This window comes from Gemmatimonadaceae bacterium (assembly GCA_036003045.1).
In the GTDB taxonomy this organism is placed as follows: Bacteria; Gemmatimonadota; Gemmatimonadetes; order Gemmatimonadales; family Gemmatimonadaceae; genus JAQBQB01.
In genome coordinates this window covers 45,559-64,449 of the sequence record DASYSS010000040.1, presented here as the reverse complement: position 1 = coordinate 64,449, position 18,891 = coordinate 45,559, and the positions used below count along the sequence as shown (strand labels likewise).

Here is an 18,891-nt window from a genome sequence, read left to right as displayed (position 1 = left end):
TATGGGAATCTTGTCGAAGCCGAAGGACGACAGTGACTTGAACGGCGCGCCGGCCGAAGGCGGGCTCGAAGCGCAAGGGATCAGCCCAACGGGCGAGGTTCATTGGAATCTCACCGCGCCGGTCCTCATCGAGACCGCCGTTCGCCGCGGCGAAGGCGAGTTGGCCGACATGGGGCCGTTTCGCGCCGTGACTTCACCGCACACGGGCCGCTCGCCCAATGACAAATTCGTCGTCAAGGAAGACGCATCGGCCGGCGACATCGACTGGGGCAAGGTGAACCAGCCGATGACCGACGCGCACTTCGAGACACTCCTCGCCGACGTGCGCGGCTACTTGAGCGCGCGCGACGACCTCTTCGTGCAGGACCTCTACTGCGGCGCCGATCCGGAGTACCGGCTGTCGGTGCGCTACGTGAGCCCCAGCGCGTGGCACATGGCGTTCGTGCGGAACATGTTCATCCGACCCGACGCGACCGCGCTGCCGACGTTCGATCCGAACTTCACCGTGCTTCACGCGCCGGAGATGGAAGCCGATCCGGCGCGTCACGGCACACGCACCACGACGTTCATCGTCCTCAACCTCGCGCGCCGCATGATTCTCATCGGCGGAACGCGCTACGCCGGCGAGTTGAAGAAGGCGATGTTCACCGTGATGAACTACTACATGCCGAAGCAGGGCGTGCTCTCGATGCACTGCTCCGCCAACGTCGGCAAGGCCGGCGACTCGGCGCTCTTCTTCGGTTTGTCGGGCACCGGCAAGACGACCCTCTCCGCCGACCCGGAGCGCGCCCTCGTGGGCGACGACGAACACGGATGGTCCAAGTCCGGCGTCTTCAACTACGAGGGCGGCTGCTACGCGAAGGTCATCAATCTGTCGCCCGAAGGGGAGCCCGACATTTACAAGACGACGCAGATGTTCGGGACGATCCTCGAGAACGTGGTCCTCGACGACCTCACGCGCAAAGTGAAGTTCGAGGATCAGTCGATCACGGAGAACACGCGCGCATCGTACCCGCTCCCGTACATCCCGCATCACGTCGCGAACGGCCGCGCCGGACATCCCAAGAACATCGTCTTCCTGACGGCCGACGCCTTCGGCGTGCTGCCGCCGATCGCGCGCCTCACGCGCGAGCAGGCGATGTACTACTTCTTGTCGGGCTACACGGCCAAGGTCGCCGGTACGGAGCGCGGGGTGAAGGAGCCGCAGGCAACGTTCTCATCTTGCTTCGGCGCCGTCTTTCTCGTGTGGCATCCGAGCAAATACGCCGAGATGCTCGGCCGCTTGATCGAAGAGCACGGATCGGACGTCTGGCTGGTGAACACGGGATGGACGGGCGGCGCGTTCGGCGTCGGCAAGCGCATGAAGCTTTCGCACACGCGCGCGATGGTAGCGGCCCTCCTCCGCGGCGACCTGCATTCGGCGCCCGTGGACACCGATCCGATTTTCGGCTTGAAGATTCCGCGCCACGTGGCGGGCGTGCCCGACGACGCCCTGCGTCCGCGCTCGACGTGGAGCGACGGCGCAGCCTACGACGGACAGGCCAAGAAGCTCGCCACGATGTTCCGTGAGAACTTTGCGAAGTTCGAGAAGTTCGTGCCTGATTCGGTCAAAGCAGCGGGACCGAAATAGTGGGTGGACGGGTCGACGGGTGGACGGGTGGACAGGCGAACAACAACAGGCTTCGGTGAATGAAAAGGGTGACCGGTTCTCGGTCACCCTTTGCTTCGTCCAGGAGTCTGTGCGATCGGGCTCTCTGCCGGTCCACCGTCCACCTGTCCGCCCGTCCACCCGTCCACCCGTCCACCACTAGTGCGGAGTTATCGACTGCCGCACCGCCTGACGCTCGGCGACGCGAATGGGCTCGATCGGACCGGCGCCCAGCGCGAGGAACGGCTTTCCCTCGGCGAGCGGCGTCGCCGCGCCCCGTGCGAGTTGCTCGGCGGCCATACTGGCCTGCGGCTGAGCGGGTCGCTCGGCGAGGACCTTGGTCACGAAGCGTTGCCCCTCGGCGACGCGTTCGACCTCGATCGCGATCGCCTCGACGGCCTGCTCGAGACGGTCGAGCCGCGGGGCGATCGCGTCGGCCTGCGCCGCTGTCGCCGACGGTTTGCCGCGCCAGATGCGTCGTGCGTAGGCGATCGCCAGCGGGAACGCTACGGCGATGACGAGCGCAAATGACATCCCCACGACGGCGTCCGGGTCGGGGCCCCGCCGCTGACCAAAGTCTGGGCGATTAACGAGGATGAGTCGACCGTTCGCCCCGACCCTGTCGCCTGGAATGCCGAGCCGCGAGCCGATCTGCGCCTTGGTCCCGGCAATGTCCATCTGCAGCCCGAGAATGTCCTTGTCGAGCGCGGTCCGCTGCGTCAGGAACCCCTCGGTGTTCGGCCCCGGACCATTCACGTCCAGCTGCCGTTGGAGCACGTCGCGCTGAGCCTGGACCACGGCAAGTTGCTGCGTCTGCGCCTGGAGTTGGGCCTGCAACGCCTCGAACGACAGGTTGCTCGCGGGGAGCTGCGTAGATGCGAGGGCTGGAGCCGGAGTCTGGGATGCGTTCAGCATGGGCGATGACGGCTCGAAGGTGGATATAACGGCTCTACGGCTTTGAGCGGCTTGGGGTTTCCGCCCGCAAGACGGCGGTTCGCCGTGCCGCGCCGGCCCCAACTATCATACGCGAGCCGCCAGAAATCCGTGGACATCATCCGAGATCCGCTCTGGAATAACATCCGGTTCGATCCGCTCGCCTTCGAGTTGATCGACACGCCGGCATTCCAGAGGCTCCGATACGTTCGCCAGCTTGGTCTCGCCTTCCTCGTCTACCCGGGCGCGACTCACTCGCGGTTCGAGCACGCGCTCGGCACGTATCATTTGGCGCGGCGGGTGTTCACGCTGCTCGAGGATCAGTCCGACTTCGCGCTCGTGGACCGGGAAGAAGTGCAGCTCACGCGGCTCGCCGCGCTGCTCCACGACATCGGCCACTATCCCTTTTCGCACGCGCTCGAGGAGATCGGCGCGATGCACCACGAGGACGTCGCCCGCCCGTTGATCTGCGAGGGTGAGGTCGCCGAGGCGCTGCGGCGCGAGCTAGGCGACGAAGGGCCTCAGAAGATTCATGCGCTCATCTGCGGGCGAAGCGAGAGCCCGCTGCAAGGATTGATCTCCGGCTCGATCGATCTCGACAAGCTCGACTACCTGAGACGCGACGCGTTCATGTGCGGCGTGAGCTACGGCGAGATCGACGTCGACCGGTTGCTCAACGCGTTGGCGATCGTACGCGATCCGGAGACCAATTCGCCGCGCGTCGGTATGGTCGAGAAAGGCCTGTCGGCGCTCGAGTCGCTGCTCTTCGCGCGATACCAGATGTACCGCAACGTGTACTGGCATCACGGCGTGCGGAGCGCCACGGTGATGTACAAGCGGCTGGTGGCCGATGCACTCGACGCCGGTACGCTCGACGCGCGGACGCTCGCCGGGTTCACCGACGAAGGTCTTCTCCACGCGCTCGAGACGCGAGCACCGAATCAATTGCTCGACTCGCTTCGCGGCCGCCGGTTGTACAAGCGCGCGTTCGAGTGTCCGGCCGCCGACCTCGAAGGCGACGCCGGAGAATGGATCGCCGACGATCCAAAGCTCACCGCGGCGGTCGAGAATCAACTCGCGCGCGAGCTTCGTCTTCAGTCTGGAGAGTTGTTGCTCGACTATCCGGCGAAGACCCAAATGCTCGGGCTCGACTTGTTGATTCAGCGGCCGTACGGCGACGTCCGCCGGGTGACGGCGTCGGGATGGGAGGGCGTGATCAACCTGCCGAAGCTGTCCGAGGAGTTCTATCGATCGGCCCGATGGCTGCGCGTGTTCACGTCGGTTCGCATGGCGCTCGACCCCGCCCGGATGATGAAGCTGGCGACGCTCCCGGCCGACGAGGTTCGCGCCAGGCTCACGCGGGGAAGCTCGCTCCTCGCATGATGATGCGCTGATTGGCTTGGTCATTGCCCTCCTCGAAGTCGCGGAGGGTTTATGAACAAGCGTTTACTTACGCTTCTGCTCGCCATCGCCGCGTGTTCTCGCGGCGGCGCGCGCGGAGGCTCGACAGACTCGGCCGCGGGCGATGTCGCCACCGATCCACCGACACGCGCCGCGCGCCTCAGCTCGATAGACGGAACGGTGTCGCTGCAAGCGCCCGGCTCCGACGATTGGACACAGCCCGCTCAGAACTACACGCTGTCAACCGGAGACCGGCTGTACGCCGGCCAGGACGCGCACGCCGAGCTCGATTTCGGGAACGGCGCGGTCCGACTCGATCACGGCGGCGATCTCACGCTCACGAATCTGACCGACAACTTCACTCAGCTGGGGCTCGATCAAGGAGCGCTCGAGGCCAGCCTCTACCGATACGACAAGAGTGATTCGCTCGAATTCGACACGCCGAACGGCGCGCTCGTACCGACGGCGCCCGGGACGTACATCGTCTCGATCGAGCCGGATGGCGGAACGGTCGTCGACGTGGAGTCCGGCGCACTCGAAGTGTCAGGGCCCGGCCTTGATCAAACTCTAAACGCCGGTCAGGTCGTTCGCCTCTCCGGGACGAACCCGATCCAGGTCGTGTCGCTCGACGCCTCATATCCGCGGTCGCAGCCGGCATTCTCCGATCTTGATTCCTGGCGATCGCGACGCGACCCGCTCTACACGTCCACGGGATACTCGTCGCGGTACGTCTCGCAAAGCATGCCGGGGTGGGAAGACCTCGACGACAACGGTGTCTGGTTCGCCGACGCCGCGAATGCTCGAGTCTGGTGTCCCACGCGCGTGAGCAAGACGTGGGTGCCCTACCGCGAAGGCCGCTGGTCGTGGGTCGAACCGTGGGGCTGGACGTGGGTCGACGATCAGCCATGGGGCTACGCCCCGTTCCACTATGGACGTTGGGAAACCGTCACGCACAACGACTGCGCGAGCACCTGGGCCTGGGTTCCCGGCCCTGTGGTAGAGCAGCCGGTTTGGGCGCCGGCGTTGGTTGCGTTCATCGACGGCGCCGCGCTCGACTTGAGTCGGGGACCGGACTTCGAAGCGTGGTTCCCGCTCGGTCCGACCGCGCCCTATTTCCCCTGGTATCATCACAGCGACGCGTATCTGCACGACGTCAACGTCACCAACCTGATCGAGGTGCGCGACGTCGACGCGATCATTCGCGACAAGGACGTGACTGACCATCGCTGGGTCAATCGAGACAACGCGCTGACCGTGATCTCATCCAAGGCGTTCAGCTACGGCGAACCGGTCGCACGCCACGCGATCGAGCTGCACACGAATCTCCTGCCGCCGCTTCGAATCGCGGCGCACCCGGCGGTGAATCCGCAGCGCGCGCTTCTCGCGGGTGGTTCACCCGCACCGCGTCCGAGATTCGCCGAGCGACCGCGCATGCTCGTCACGCGTGGCGCCGGCGGCGGCAATGCTCGACAGCGATCCGCGTCGGGTGCCGTGGCACCGAGCGAGCCACGCGGACCAACGGTCAATCCACCGGCGGGGGCGCGCGAGCGTCCCGGGGCCGTCATCGAGCGGAACGCCCCGCCGGGTCACCGTCGAACCGAGTCGCAAGTCGGAGGCGAAGTCGCGCCCGCGACGTCCGCACCGCCGCGGCCGTTGATCGCGAGGAATGCACCTCCGCCCGCGCGTCCGAGCGCGACGCAGCGCGAGTCGGCGATGCGGGCGCATCCCGGCCGGCCACTCGGACCACGGCAGCAAGAGAACCTGCGCGACGGTAAACCCGCCGGGGCGTCGCACGACCACGAAGTCCCTGCTCATCGACTAGCGGCGCCGCCGTCGCCGTCGCGGCCTCAAGCGCAGCCGCCTCAACACGCGCAGCAGCAACAAAAGCAACACCCGCCGCAACCCGCGGCGCGCCCGACTCCCGCGCCGGCCCCCTCACCGTCCGGTCACAAGCCGGCGAAAGGCAAGCCCGGCCGCCCAGGCGGCGGCGATGAGGGGCGTGGGCACGGAGACTGATTTCCTGGAGGATTGATGCGTTGGTCATGGACGGTCGCACGAATCAAAGGAATCGACGTCGACATTCACGCGACGTTCCTCATCCTGCTCGCGTGGATCGGAATTGCCGCCTACCAGCAAGCGCACACGGCGGGCGCGGCTATCATCGGCGTGCTCCTAACGCTGGCGATCTTCCTCTCCGTCGTGCTGCACGAGTTCGGTCATGCCATCATGGCCCAACGCTTCGGCGTGAAGACGAAAAGCATCACCCTCCTGCCGATCGGCGGCGTCGCCCGGCTCGAGCGCATGCCGTCGCGGCCACGCGAGGAGTTGCTGATCGCCCTCGCCGGCCCCGCCGTCACTGTGGCCATCATCGTCGTTCTCTATCTCGCGCTCGTCCTCGGACGAGTCTCGCTCGCTTCAGCGCCGTCGCGGGGCGGGTGGCTGTTCGTGGCGCAGGTGATGTGGGTGAACGTCATTCTCGCGATCTTCAATCTTCTGCCGGCGTTTCCCATGGACGGCGGGCGCGTGCTGCGCGCCGCGCTCGCCATGCGCACGAGCTTCGAGCATGCGACCGAGATCGCTGCCCGGCTCGGCAAGGCATTCGCGTTGCTCTTCGCGCTGTTCGGATTGTTCGTCGTGAACAATCCGTTCCTCGTCATCATCGGCGTGTTCGTGTGGCTGAGCGCGGCGGCCGAGTCGAGCGCGGCACAGCTGAAAATGACGGTCGGCAGTGTCGCCGTGTCTCGCGCGATGATCACCGACGTGCGCACGCTCGCGCCGACGGAATCCGTCTCGGCCGCGATCGAGGAAGTGCGGCAGGGATTCCAACACGACTTTCCTGTCGTCGATCATGACGACATCGCCGGCGTTCTCACTCGCGAGGGCTTGCTGCGCGCGATGGCGGAAGGTCACGCCGACGAGCCGGTCGGCCAGGTGATGCAGACGAAATTCTGTTCGACGACGCCGGATGAATCGCTCGAACAGGCGCTGGCACGGCTTCAGGAAGGTCACTGCCAGGCGATGCCGGTGCTTCGGGGACGCCAAGTCGTCGGCCTGCTCACGGCGGAGAAGATTCAGGAATACGTCCTGATCTCCACCGCCAGGCGAGCGGGGCGAGCGGGGGACGGCGACGGCCGCGCCGCGGCGTAGCCGTCCCCGGCGCAGCGCTACTTCTTGTCGATCGTCGCGTTCGTCCGGTAATAGTCCCCCAGCAAGTGCTCGGCGAAGTACTCGAACATCAGGTGGTTCGTGTACGGCGTGTCGTCGCCGTAGCCGTGCGGCTTGCCGGGCAGGAGCATGAAGTCGAAACGCTTGTTCGCCTTGATGAGCGCGTTGACCAGACGAATGGTGTTCGCCGGGTGAACGTTGTTGTCCATGTCGCCCGTCTCGAGCAGCAGGTTGCCTTTGAGGTTGGGCGCTAGGTCGACGGTGGTCGGCACGTGGATCTGGAACGCGTCCGTCGTGTCGCCGTCGGCGATCGAACCGTCGAGCAGCGTCGGCGCGGCGGCGGCGCCCCGTCCGCGCGGACCGCTCGCCGCCGCGGTGTTTCCGTTTCCGTCGCCGTCGGTCGTGGGAACCGCGCCCCCCGCCTGTACGACGCCGCCCCGGCCTCCGGCCTTCGCCACGATCTTGAGGCCGTGGTACTGCTCACTCCAGTTCTGGTTGTAGATGTTGTTGTCGTGATTTCCTGATTCGCTCACGCCGACCTTGAAGAACTCGTTGTACGGCGGCAGGAGCATCGCCGCCGCGGTCAAGAAGCCGCCGCCCGAGTGGCCGTAGATGCCGACGCGGTTGAGGTCGATCCACTTGTGCCGCGCGGCGAGTTGCTCGATGCCGGTCTTTTTGTCGGCGAGCGCGTAGTCGCGGAGGTTGTAGTAGCTGAAGCCCTGATACTCCTGCGACCGCTGCGGGCTGCCGCCGCGGTTGCCGATCTGTATCACGATGAAGCCGAGCTGCGCGAGCTGCTGCGGAACCGCCGTCGGCGAAAACGTGAAGTTCACCGTCTCGGTCTGCGGTCCCGGATACACGTTCGCGATGATCGGATACGACTTCGTGGAATCGAAATCGAACGGCTTCCACATGTTGCCGTAGATGTCCGTGACCCCGTCGGCGGCCTTGGTCTGGAACTTCTCCGGCGGCTTCCATCCGAGCTCTTTGAGCCCGGAGACGTCCATCGTTTCGAGATCCATCACGAGCTTGCCGGCCGCGTCGCGCAGCACCGCGTGCGGAATGAGATCCACGCGCGACGAGTTGTCGACGATCCACTTCTTGTTCGACGACAGCCGCGAGTCGTGCGTCGCGTCGCCCGCGTCGAGCATGGCCATACCGGTGCCGTCGAGATTCACGCGATACAGGTGCGTGTAGTACGGATTCTCACCGGCCTCGCGTCCGACGGCGGCGAAATACAGAATCCCCTTCACCGAGTCGACGTCGACGATCCGCTCGGCGCGCCACGCGCCCGAGGTCAGCGCGCGCTTCAAATGACCGGTGTTGTCGTACAGGTAGTAGTGTCCCCAGCCCGAGCGCTCCGACCACCAGATGAAGTCGCCGCCCGTTTTCACGTAGCGGACGTTCTGCCGCTCGCTCGAGTTGTTGTCGATGTCCTCGTGGAGCAACTGGGTCGTCGTCTGCGCCGGCAGCGCGATGTCGATCAGCTCGAAGTGCCGCTGCGTGCGGTCGCGCCGCACGAGGCGCAGATGGTCGGCCGTTCCGTCCCAGTGCATGTCGAACAGCCGCTGATCCTTCCATTTCTTGATGCCAACCGCGGTGAGCTTCGTATCGCCGACGCGCCACGACCATAGTTCTTCCTGGCCAACCTCGGTCTCGCCGGGCATCGCGTACGTGTATTCCATCAATTCGGGACGCGGATTCGCGAGGTTGTTGACGAGGTACAGCGGCTTGACCTTGCGCTGGTCGTTGCGGATCACCGCGAACGCCTTGGAATCCTGCGACCAGACGACGTTCGCGCGCACGCGCGGGTCGCGGTTCACGCCGCCGCGGCCACCGCCGTCTCCGTTCTGGTTCGTCGAATCGTCTTGCTGCGTCTGCTGGCGCGTCAGCTCCTGCTGCTGGCGCTCTTGTAGCGTGTCGCGCGCGCCGAAGCTGTAGCTCTTCACGCCATCGTGCGTGAGCTGGACCGTGTCCTTCGACGCGACCTTCACGAGATACAGATTGTGCTCGCGCGCGAACGCGAACATGCTGCTGTCCGGCGAGTAGTTGCGGAAATCGCCGCCGCGACCGCCGCCGAATCCTCCGCCGCCGCCACCGCCACCGGCGCGTCCGCCACCCGCGTTGCCGCCACAGGTGTTCACCGTGTCGGGCGGCGCCGCGTTCTGACCACCGCCGGCACCGCCGCCGCGGCCACCCCGACCGTTACCGCCTTGCGACGCCGCGCCTCCCGCTCCGTTCCCGGCCGGGCCGAGCTTCTTGAGCGTTTCCGTCGCGACGTCCCACTCCCACCGCGCCGTGTCGGCGGTGAACGTGAACGTCTTGCGATCCTTCGAGAACGTCAGCGTGGTGAACGGCAAGTTCTGCGGATCGTGCGCGCGATGACTCTGCTCGGAGAGTTGCGACGCGAGCTTGGCCTGGTCGAAGAGCGGTTTCTTCGTCTTCGTGGTCGGGACGACGAGGAAGAACGTGCTCCCCGCTCGGTCCTTCCAGTCGTAGCACAGCGAGTCGCTCTGGCCGAGCCAGTGGGGCGTCACGGCGGTCGTGTAGACGCGCGACCGTAGATTCGCCGCCGAGAATTTTTCGGCGAGCTCCCAGTTCGCTCTGTTGTGCTCCCCCCCCTGCGCCGCGGCGGTCGGCGCGACGCCGGCGACGAGGACGAGGCCGAATTGAACGGCGCGGACGACGAGCGCGAACCGCTGACTTTTCCGGCGGCGCATGGAAGGACTCCCGATGTGGCTGAACGGCGTGGATGCGGCGAACTGGTAGTGGTTCGCCGCGGGTTGCAATGATTTGCAGAGGGGCCTGACTTCTGGGAAGGGCTACGCGGAAGTCGGGACGCGCGCTGGGAACGACGTGGCGGAAGGTCCCTAGTTCGAGGACCCGACCCCGTCCTCGTCGGCCGCCACTTGGACGACGATCGCGGTGATGTTGTCCAGGCCGCCCCGTCCGTTCGCTTCGGAAATCAGCGCCAAGACTTTGCGTTCGGGTTCGGCCCGGGACATCAGCAGGATCTGCAGACGTCGGTCGTCCACCATGCTCGTCAGCCCGTCGCTCGCCACGAGGAAGAGGTCGCCGACGCTGACGTCGCCCTGATAGATGTCCGGTTCCACGTCGGGGCTCGCGCCCACGCAGCGGGTGATGACGTTGCTGTACGGGTGGTAGCGCGCCTGCTCGGGAGTCAGGAATCCGGCGTCCACCTGTTCCTGTACGTACGAGTGGTCCTTCGTGAGCTGGTGCAGCGCGCCGTCGCGGAGCAGATAGACGCGAGAGTCGCCGACTTGGCCGATCAAGTACTTCCTGTCGAAGATGAGCAGGACCGACGCCGTCGTGCCCATGCCTTGCTTGTCGACTTCGGTGATCGTGCGCTCGTGGATGTTTCGATTCGCCTTGCGGAGCGCCTGGTCGAGACGGTCTCCGGTCGAATCGTCGAGGTCTTTCAGCCCGTCGAGCTCCCGCTCGATCGTCTGAACGGCCATCTCGCTGGCGACCTCGCCCGCGGCGTGGCCGCCCATGCCGTCGGCAACGATGAACAGTCCGCGATTCCCGCGGGCTGTCACGGCGAAGTTGTCCTCGTTCCCGGACCGGATCATCCCCACGTCGGTCCGGGCGGCGTGAAGCAGGCGAACCATCATTTACTTGAGCATGTAGTAGGCGGCGAATCCGAGCGCAAGCAAGACGACGCCCCACATCCATCCGAAACCCGATCCCCCTTTCGCATGTGCAACGGCGGGGGACGTCGGGATCGGCGTGTAGGGCGTGCCTCCACGGAGTTTGTCCTGATGGGCGAGACGGCTGGCGATAGCGTTGGCGCCCGTCGGCGTCCGGCGAGCGGACGATGAAGTGGTGGGCGTTTTGGACTTGGGCTTCGGCGCGAAGGCCTGGAACGACATCGTCGGCGCCAAGGCCGACGCGTCAGCGTGAAAACGGAATTCGTCCTTCGCGATCTTGATCGTGTCAGCGCGGTTGAGGATATGCGCCCCATTGATCCTTGAGCCGTTCACGTAGACCCCGTTCGAGCTGAGGTCCTTGATCTCGTAGCCGCGCAGCGTCGGCGTAATGGTGGCGTGCTTTCGCGACACCTGCTTGTGAGCGAGGACGACGTCGGAGCCCGATTCTCTCCCGATCGTCAAACCGGCCTCGGGGACCGAATATTCCCGACCGTCAACGAGCGACACGAGTCTGCCGCCGGTCGCGGCGCGAGCGGGTGCCGCAACGGCCGGGCCAGCGGCGGCCGCGGTCTCCACGGACGCTGACCCAGGTCCGTGAACCGTCTGGCCCAACTGAATCGGCTCTCCAAGCCGCGGTCCCGGCGGAGAGGGTGCCTTGGCGGCGGCTGTCACCGCGGCGATTTCCGCTCTCGAAACAAAGGTCGTTGCACCTGTCTTGGAGTCGTCGGAAAAAGAGAGCTCCTTCCCGGCCACTTCGAGCTTGTCGCCGTGAAGCAATGGAGTGGGATCGGTCAGCGGCACGCCGTTGACCAGCACGACCACGTCTTTGCCGGAAACCGGCCGGACTACCACGCCTTCCGTTCCTGTCACTTCGATGATCGCCTGCACGCCGAGCGAAACGTCCGGAGATATCGACAGTTCGACGAAATCGCCTCCGCCGAGTCGGTTGGTTCCCGGGCGCAATAAGAACTGTTGATCGTTCAGCTTTATAACCGGCATCGCGATGCGCTCGGCAACGGACAGTTCCGGCAGAAACTACCCCATCGGACCTCGCTGAAGCAAGCATCAAACGCCTGCGCGAATTGCATCTCGCTCCACGCGCGCCTCGCCATCCTCGCCATCCTCGCCGTCGCCGTCAGGATTGCGCAACGCGTCACGGATCGCGCCCGCTTGGAGACGATATAAACGCTCGTACAGGCCCCGTCGGGCGAGCAGTTCGCGGTGTGTCCCGCGCTCGCGCACTTGGCCATGGTGCAAAACCATGATCTCATTGGCGCCGACAATTGTACTCAATCGATGCGCGATTGCGATGGTCGTGCGCCCCGACATCAGCGTCGCCAGCGCCGTCTGAATCTCCGCCTCGATCTCGCTGTCGACGGCGCTCGTCGCCTCGTCGAGGACGAGCAGGGCCGGATCGGCGGCGATCGCGCGCGCGAACGACAGCAGCTGCCGCTCTCCGACGCTGATCGACGCGCCGCGTTCGCCGAGCGCCTGCCGATAGCCGCCCGGGAGCCGCCGGATCACGCGATCCGCGCCGACGCGCGATGCCGCGGCCGCGACGTCCAGCTCCGAGATGTCGTTCGACAGGCGAATGTTCGTGAGCACGTCTCCCGCGAACAAAAAGATGTCTTGCTGCACGTAGCCGATCAGCGCTCGCAGCTCCGGCACGGGGATCTCTCGAATGTCCACGCCGTCGACGAGAATGCGACCCCGCTGCGGATCGTAGAAACGCAGCAGGAGACTGATGATCGTCGTCTTGCCAGCGCCGGTGTGGCCCACCACCGCGAGCGTTCGTCCCGGTTCGACCGTAAAGCTCACGCCCTTCAGGACCCACTCCGGCGACGCGGTACGGCCCGAATCGCGCGCGACGTGGCCGAGATCGTATGCGAACCAGACGTCGTCGAATTGCACGCGCACGCCCTGCCGCTTCGCGAATGCGGCCGCAGTGACCGACCCGTCGACCGGCGCCAAACCCACGGCCTCCGGCTCGTCGAGCAGCCGGAACACCCGCTCACTCGCCGCCATCGCCTGTTGAAGCGTGTTGAACTTGTCCGAGAGGTCCTGGAGCGGCTGGAAGAACCGCCGGACCAGCTGCAGGAACGCCGCGACCGTCCCGACGGTGAGCGAACCGATTTCGACGCGATGGGCGCCCGCGACGATCAGGCTCGCCAGCGCGATCGACGTGAGCACCTCGATTACCGGAAAGTAGAGCGCGTAGTACGTGATCGAATCGAGGTTCGCCTGCAGATGTCCACGATTCAGATCGTCGAATCGCTTGGCCTCCGACGCCTCTCGGCCGAACAGCTGCACGATTCGGATTCCGGTGATGCGCTCCTGGAGATAGGCGTTGATGCGCGCCAGCCGTGCTCGAATGTCGCGATACGAGTCGCGGACCTTGAGCCGGAATACGTGCGAGGCGACGTAGACCAGCGGAATCACGCCGAACGACGCGAGGGCCAGCCGCCAGTCGGTCCACAGCATCAACCCACTGATCGCGAGGAGCGTGAACAGATCGCCGAGCCCCGCGACCACGCCGGCCGTGAACAGCTCGTTGAGCGACTCGACGTCCGACGTCACGCGGGTCACCAGCCGGCCGACCGGATTTCGATCGAAAAACGTGATCGACAGCCGCTGCACGTGGCCGAAAATGTCGCGGCGGAGATCTCGCATTACCCGCTGGCCCAGCAGCGCCGTGAGGAGCGTCTCGCCGTATTGGCAGGCGAAGCCGACGACGAGGGATCCGGCGAAGATGAGCGCCGCCTGCAGCACCATCGACGACGAATGCGCCGGCAGCGCGACGTCGATCACGCGTTGCGTCATCAGCGGACCCACCAACTGCATGAGCCCGTCGAGGATGAGGCACCCGACTGCGGCCACGACGAGCGAGGAGTACGGCCGCGCGTACACGAACAGCCGGCGCATCAACCGCGCGTCGAACGGCTTTCCGGTCACTTCATCGTCGTGCATATTGGAAACGTAGTCGCGGCGCGCGCCGTGCTCGTCCGTGGCGCGCCTTCGGGAATTGGGCGTGGTACGTGCGTTGCGTCCGTGATGGGCTCAGCCAACACACTCCCATAACCGGAGGCGAACTTATGGGTGTTATCGCGTGGATCGTGCTCGGCTTGATTGCCGGTGCGATCGCGAAGGCGATCATGCCAGGTAAAGATCCCGGTGGAATCATCGTCACCGCCATCATCGGGATCGTCGGAGCACTCGTCGGCGGCTACATCGGCAACCTGATCACCGGAACCGGGCTCACCGGTTTCTCTCTGTGGAGCATCATTCTCGCGATCGTCGGATCGCTAATCCTGCTCTGGATCTATCGCGCGGCGACCCGCTCGCGCGGCGTTACGCCGCCCATGTAGTCGACGAATCCGGAAGAGCCGCGGCGCGTAGTCAGAGTCCCATGGCGACGTGGAGGTCCGCGTAGCCATGCCGCTGTGGCTCTTCTGGATTTTGCTTGGCCTCATCGCCGGAACGCTGGCGAAGTTCCTCATGCCCGGCCGCGATCCGGCCGGCTGCATTTTCACGGTCGTCCTGGGCATCGTGGGCGCGATGCTCGGCGGCTTGATCGGCACGCAGCTCGGCTGGGGACGCGTCACAGCCGGCGATCTCGACGCGCGCTCGATCGCCATCGCGACCTTCGGCGCGCTCATCGTGCTGATCGTCGGGCGGCTGCTACTGAGGCGGCGGCCAAACAGGTAGACCACCCGGTTCGCCTTCTCTTCGGTCGTCGCTAAATTGAGTTCATGAAGGACGCCATCCTCGTCCGCGGAGCGCGTCAGCACAACCTCAAGGGCTTCGACCTCGAGATTCCCCGCCGGGCGTTCACGGTCATCACCGGACCGTCGGGATCGGGCAAGTCCTCGCTCGCGTTCGATACCATCTATGCCGAAGGGCAGCGCCGGTACGTCGAGTCACTCTCGGCGTACGCACGCCAGTTCCTCGAGCGAATGGAGAAGCCCGACGTCGACTCGATCGACGGGCTGTCGCCTGCCGTGGCGATCGAACAGAAGAATCCCACCAAAACGTCCCGCTCGACCGTCGGGACCGCGACCGAGATCTACGATTACCTGAGGCTGCTCTGGGCGCGTGTCGGACACACGTTCTGTCCGTTGTGCGGCCGAGAGATGCGTCCAGACACTGTCCAGTCGGTCGTCGACGCTGTGCTCGCGCTGCGCCCTGGACTTCGTTTTCACGTTGCGTTCCCGCTCGTGCTCTCGCCCGAAGTCACGCACGACGTCGTGGTCGAGAATCTGCGCGCGCAGGGGTTCGTGCGCCTGAGCGTCGACGGCACGATCACCCACCTCGACGATCTCCTCGCGGCGGCCGTCGACGTCACGTTCGCGAAGGAGCTCCTGGTCGTCGTCGACCGTTTGGTCGTCGGCGACGATGCGCAGGGCCGTCTCGCCGACGCGGTCGGAACGGCGTTTCGCGAAGGCGACGGGGATTGCGTCATCCTCTGTGCCGAACCCGTCTCGACGTCGCTCACCCCGAAGCCGTCCGACCGGCTGCGATTCACCGAGCGCTACGAGTGCGCCAACGACGGCACGCGCGCTCCGACGCCGACGCCGCAGCTCTTTTCGTTCAACAGTCCGCGCGGCGCCTGCGAACGTTGCAACGGATTCGGCGCGACGCTCGAGTACGACGAAACGCTGATCGTTCCTTATCCGAATCGAACGCTGCGCGAAGGCGCGATCGATCCGTGGACCAAGCCGCGCTACGACAACAAGCGACGCGCGCTCGCGGAGTTCGCGAAACGCGAAGGAATCTCTTTTGATACGCCGTGGGAGCGGTTGCCGGCGAGCGCGCGCGCGAAGCTGCTCAACGCGCGGAGTCGCGGCTTCAAGGGCATCCTCCCATTCCTCGAGGATCTCGAGGAGAAGAAGTACAAGCAGTACATCCGCGTTTTCCTGCGACAGTACCAGACGGCGCGCCAGTGTCCAACGTGTCACGGCACGAAGCTCAAGCCTGAGGCGCTGCAAGTGCGCGTTGGCGGGGAAACGATCGCCGCGGTGTGCGAACTTCCGGTGGACCGACTTCTCAACTGGTTCGACGCGCTCTCGCTGAGCCGGTTCGAGGAGCAGATCGCGGCGCACATCCTCAAGGAAGCGCGCGACCGCGTTCAGTTCCTCTGCGACGTAGGGTTGAACTATCTCACGCTCCACCGCGGGACGCGCACGCTGTCGGGCGGCGAGGCGCAGCGAATCGGACTGGCGAACTCACTCGGCTCGCAGCTGGTCGATACGCTCTACGTTCTCGACGAGCCGTCGATCGGATTGCACCCGCGCGACATGGACCGGCTGCTTCGCCTGCTTCATCGCCTTCGCGACGGCGGCAACACGGTGCTCGTCGTCGAGCACGACCCTGAAGCGATCCGCGCGGCGGATCATATGGTCGAGCTCGGGCCCGGGAGCGGGGAGAAGGGCGGACAGCTCGTGTTCAACGGGCCGATTTCGCGGATCGCCGAGAGTCCGCTCACCGGAGCGTATCTCACGGGCCGGCGAGAAATTCCCGTTCCGGTCGAGCGGCGTCGCGTCGGCCCGCGTTGGATCACCCTCACCGGCGCGCGCGAGCACAACCTGAAAGGCGTCGACATCAAGATTCCGCTCGGAGCGGTGACGGCGGTGACGGGCGTTTCGGGCTCCGGCAAGAGCACCCTCGTGCACGACGTGCTGCTGCGCGCGCTCGAGACCAAGCTGCACGGCGAGCACTCGGCGAAGGAGTATCTCGGCGAGCGCGTTGGGCATTACGACACGCTGTCGGGTGCCGACGCGATCGACGACGTCGTCGGGATCGACCAGAGTCCGATCGGCAAGTCGCCGCGCTCGAACCCCGTCACGTACGTGAAGGCGTTCGACGAGATCCGCCGGATCTTCGCTGACGCCCCGTTGTCTCGAGAACGGCGGTACACGGCTGGCACGTTCAGCTTCAACGTCGCGGGCGGCCGCTGCGAGACGTGTGAGGGCGCCGGCTATCTCCAGGTCGAGATGGTGTTCATGGCGGACGTGTTCGTGCCGTGCGACGAATGCGGCGGCAAGCGATTCAAGCCCGCGGTGCTCGACGTGCGCGTGAACGGCCGCAACATTCACGAGGTGCTCGAGCTCACCATCGACGAAGCGATCCGCTTCTTTCCGCGCGAGGAGAAGCTCGGCCAAGCGCTCTGGCAGTTGCAGCAAGTCGGTCTTGGCTATCTGCGGCTCGGCCAGCCGGCGACGACGCTCTCGGGCGGCGAAGCACAGCGGCTCAAGGTTGCGCGGGAGCTGGCGCTCGGAAAGAAGAGCGGACGCAATCTGTACGTGATGGACGAGCCCACCACTGGACTGCACCTCGACGACATTCGAAAGTTGGCGACCGTGTTCGACCGCCTCGTCGACGCCGGGCACACGCTCGTGCTGATCGAGCACAACCTCGATGTCATCAAGCTCGCCGACTGGGTGATTGACCTCGGGCCGGAAGCGGGCGACCGCGGCGGTGAGATCGTCGCGACGGGCCGGCCAGAGGATCTGGCGCGAGCGGCGGCGTCGCACACAGGACGCTGGCTGCGCACGGTTCTTCCGGGATTCGCCGAATCGTCGCGGTCGTCGGCTCGCGCGACGCCGCCGCGTGGGGCGGTGTCGCACGCGGTTTAAGTGGATGCTGCGCCTGGGTTTGGCGCCACAGCGCACCGTTGACTTCGTCGTCGACTCCACTACCTTTCTCGGTCTGGTTCGTCCAAGTACCGATCCCCGATAGCTCAGTTGGTAGAGCGCTCGACTGTTAATCGAGTGGTCGTAGGTTCGAGTCCTACTCGGGGAGCTCTGACCGCCCTTCGCGCGCTGCGCGCGAAGGGCGGTCGTGTTTATGGCCAGGTGCTCATCGGTTCGCCGGGCCGAGAGCGTGATGTGTGGCGCTATCCTTGTATCCTCGTCTTCTCTGACTTCAGACGCCGCGCGAAGCTCAACCCTGCCCGTGTTGCCACAATGAGTCGCCGTTTTCGTCTCGCCGGTCATTCGATCACCGGAGCGATCGCCGCGCTGCTTCTCAGCGCCGCACTCCATGACTTATCAGCCCAGAGCAAGCCGCAACGCTCGAAACCACGCGCGGCGTCTCGAGAAGGAACGCACACGGCCGCCGGCGGTGTCGCGCCCGCGCCGACGGACACGATCAGCTCGCACCTGATTCCGGGCCGGACCGCGCACGACAAGACGTCGTACGCATCGGCGGTTCGGCGAGGCACGAACATGTCGGCGAAATGGCCGGGCAGCCCCGCGCCTCTGCCCGGCGCGGTTTTCCCCGCCAAGCGAATCGTCGCGTTCTACGGCAACCCGCTCGCGAAGAAGATGGGCGTGTTGGGCGAATACCCGGTCGACGAAATGCTCGGCAAGCTCGATCAGACCGTGGCCGAGTGGCGGCGCGCCGATCCGTCCGTGCCGGTTCAGCCGGCGCTGCATCTGATCGCCGTCGTCGCACAGGGCGCGCCGGGCCGCGACGGCATGTATCGGCTGCGCATGGACACGTCGCTCATCGAAAAAGTCTATGGCTGGGCGAAGCGCAAAAACGCGCTGCTCTTTCTCGACATCCAAGTCGGCCACAGCACGCTCCAAGCCGAACTGCCTCGACTCCTGCCCTTCCTCTCGCGACCGGACGTCCACCTCGGCATCGATCCGGAGTTCTCGATGCACTACGAGCGCGAAGGAATGCGGCCGAGCAGCAAGATCGGTGAGATGACCGCCGACGACGTGAACTACGTCGTCAGGACGCTCACGCAGCTCGTGCAGGAGAAGCATCTGCCGCCGAAGGTGCTCATCGTGCACCGGTTCACGCAGAAGATGGTGTTGGGCGCGCCGAACATTCGGCCGACGCCTCAGGTGCAGGTCGTGATGGACATGGACGGCTGGGGCCCGCCCTGGCTCAAGTTCGACTCCTACCGCGACTACATCGACAACGAGCCGGTGCAGTTCACGGGCTTCAAGATCTTCTTTCACAACGACGTCAAGCACGGCGACGCGCTGCTCACCCCCGCCGAGGTGCTGCGGTTGATGCCTCGGCCGCTCTACATCCAGTACCAGTGAGCTAGCGCACCGACTGTAC

13 protein-coding genes and 1 tRNA gene are annotated in these 18,891 nt (G+C 65.5%); 9 read left to right on the top strand and 5 right to left on the bottom strand.

The genetic code is table 11. The annotated features are described in order from the left end of the window. Position 1: 1 nt before the first annotated feature. Entirely contained in the window at positions 2–1,630 is a 1,629-nt protein-coding gene (pckA, locus tag VGQ44_10070; protein ID HEV8447158.1) for a phosphoenolpyruvate carboxykinase (ATP), read from the top strand. A 177-nt stretch (positions 1,631–1,807) separates the two neighbouring features. Here pckA and VGQ44_10065 read toward each other — a convergent pair whose 3' ends face one another. After that, on the bottom strand, positions 1,808–2,563 hold the full coding sequence (locus VGQ44_10065; protein ID HEV8447157.1) for a hypothetical protein: 756 nt from the start codon (positions 2,561–2,563) through the stop codon (positions 1,808–1,810). Positions 2,564–2,692: 129 nt separating this feature from the next. Between VGQ44_10065 and VGQ44_10060 the strand changes: the two genes are divergently transcribed. The 3 genes from VGQ44_10060 to VGQ44_10050 are packed head-to-tail and all read left to right on the top strand — an operon-like array spanning position 2,693 to position 7,129. Further along, positions 2,693–3,964, top strand: a complete 1,272-nt coding sequence (locus VGQ44_10060; GenBank protein HEV8447156.1) for an HD domain-containing protein — start codon at positions 2,693–2,695, stop codon at positions 3,962–3,964. A gap of 51 nt (positions 3,965–4,015) precedes the next feature. After that, positions 4,016–5,998, top strand: a complete 1,983-nt coding sequence (locus VGQ44_10055) for a DUF6600 domain-containing protein (GenBank protein ID HEV8447155.1) — start codon at positions 4,016–4,018, stop codon at positions 5,996–5,998. A 15-nt stretch (positions 5,999–6,013) separates the two neighbouring features. After that, entirely contained in the window at positions 6,014–7,129 is a 1,116-nt protein-coding gene (locus VGQ44_10050) for a site-2 protease family protein (protein HEV8447154.1), read from the top strand. Between the two features lie 17 nt (positions 7,130–7,146). On the opposite strand, the gene VGQ44_10045 is transcribed toward VGQ44_10050, so the two are convergent. The 4 genes from VGQ44_10045 to VGQ44_10030 form a co-directional block, all read right to left on the bottom strand. Continuing rightward, positions 7,147–9,867 (bottom strand): DPP IV N-terminal domain-containing protein, encoded by a 2,721-nt coding sequence (locus VGQ44_10045; GenBank protein ID HEV8447153.1) that lies wholly within the window; start codon positions 9,865–9,867, stop codon positions 7,147–7,149. A 150-nt stretch (positions 9,868–10,017) separates the two neighbouring features. Next, entirely contained in the window at positions 10,018–10,782 is a 765-nt protein-coding gene (locus VGQ44_10040; GenBank protein ID HEV8447152.1) for a Stp1/IreP family PP2C-type Ser/Thr phosphatase, read from the bottom strand. Then, positions 10,783–11,817 carry an FHA domain-containing protein gene (locus VGQ44_10035; protein ID HEV8447151.1) on the bottom strand — a complete coding sequence of 345 codons (1,035 nt, stop codon included), beginning with the start codon at positions 11,815–11,817 and terminating at the stop codon, positions 10,783–10,785. A gap of 66 nt (positions 11,818–11,883) precedes the next feature. After that, a complete protein-coding gene (locus VGQ44_10030; GenBank protein ID HEV8447150.1) occupies positions 11,884–13,785 on the bottom strand; it encodes an ABC transporter ATP-binding protein in 1,902 nt (633 codons plus the stop codon). A 125-nt stretch (positions 13,786–13,910) separates the two neighbouring features. On the opposite strand from VGQ44_10030, the gene VGQ44_10025 reads away from it, so the two are divergent. From VGQ44_10025 to VGQ44_10005, 5 genes are all read left to right on the top strand, one after another. Then, complete coding sequence (locus tag VGQ44_10025; protein HEV8447149.1) at positions 13,911–14,183, top strand: GlsB/YeaQ/YmgE family stress response membrane protein; 273 nt, start codon at positions 13,911–13,913, stop codon at positions 14,181–14,183. A 67-nt stretch (positions 14,184–14,250) separates the two neighbouring features. After that, on the top strand, positions 14,251–14,523 hold the full coding sequence (locus VGQ44_10020) for a GlsB/YeaQ/YmgE family stress response membrane protein (GenBank protein HEV8447148.1): 273 nt from the start codon (positions 14,251–14,253) through the stop codon (positions 14,521–14,523). Positions 14,524–14,567: 44 nt separating this feature from the next. Next, complete coding sequence (gene uvrA / locus VGQ44_10015) at positions 14,568–17,450, top strand: excinuclease ABC subunit UvrA (protein HEV8447147.1); 2,883 nt, start codon at positions 14,568–14,570, stop codon at positions 17,448–17,450. Positions 17,451–17,543: 93 nt separating this feature from the next. Further along, a tRNA-Asn gene (locus tag VGQ44_10010) sits at positions 17,544–17,616 on the top strand. A 164-nt stretch (positions 17,617–17,780) separates the two neighbouring features. Beyond that, a complete protein-coding gene (locus VGQ44_10005) occupies positions 17,781–18,872 on the top strand; it encodes a hypothetical protein (protein ID HEV8447146.1) in 1,092 nt (363 codons plus the stop codon). The last annotated feature ends 19 nt before the right edge of the window (positions 18,873–18,891 follow it).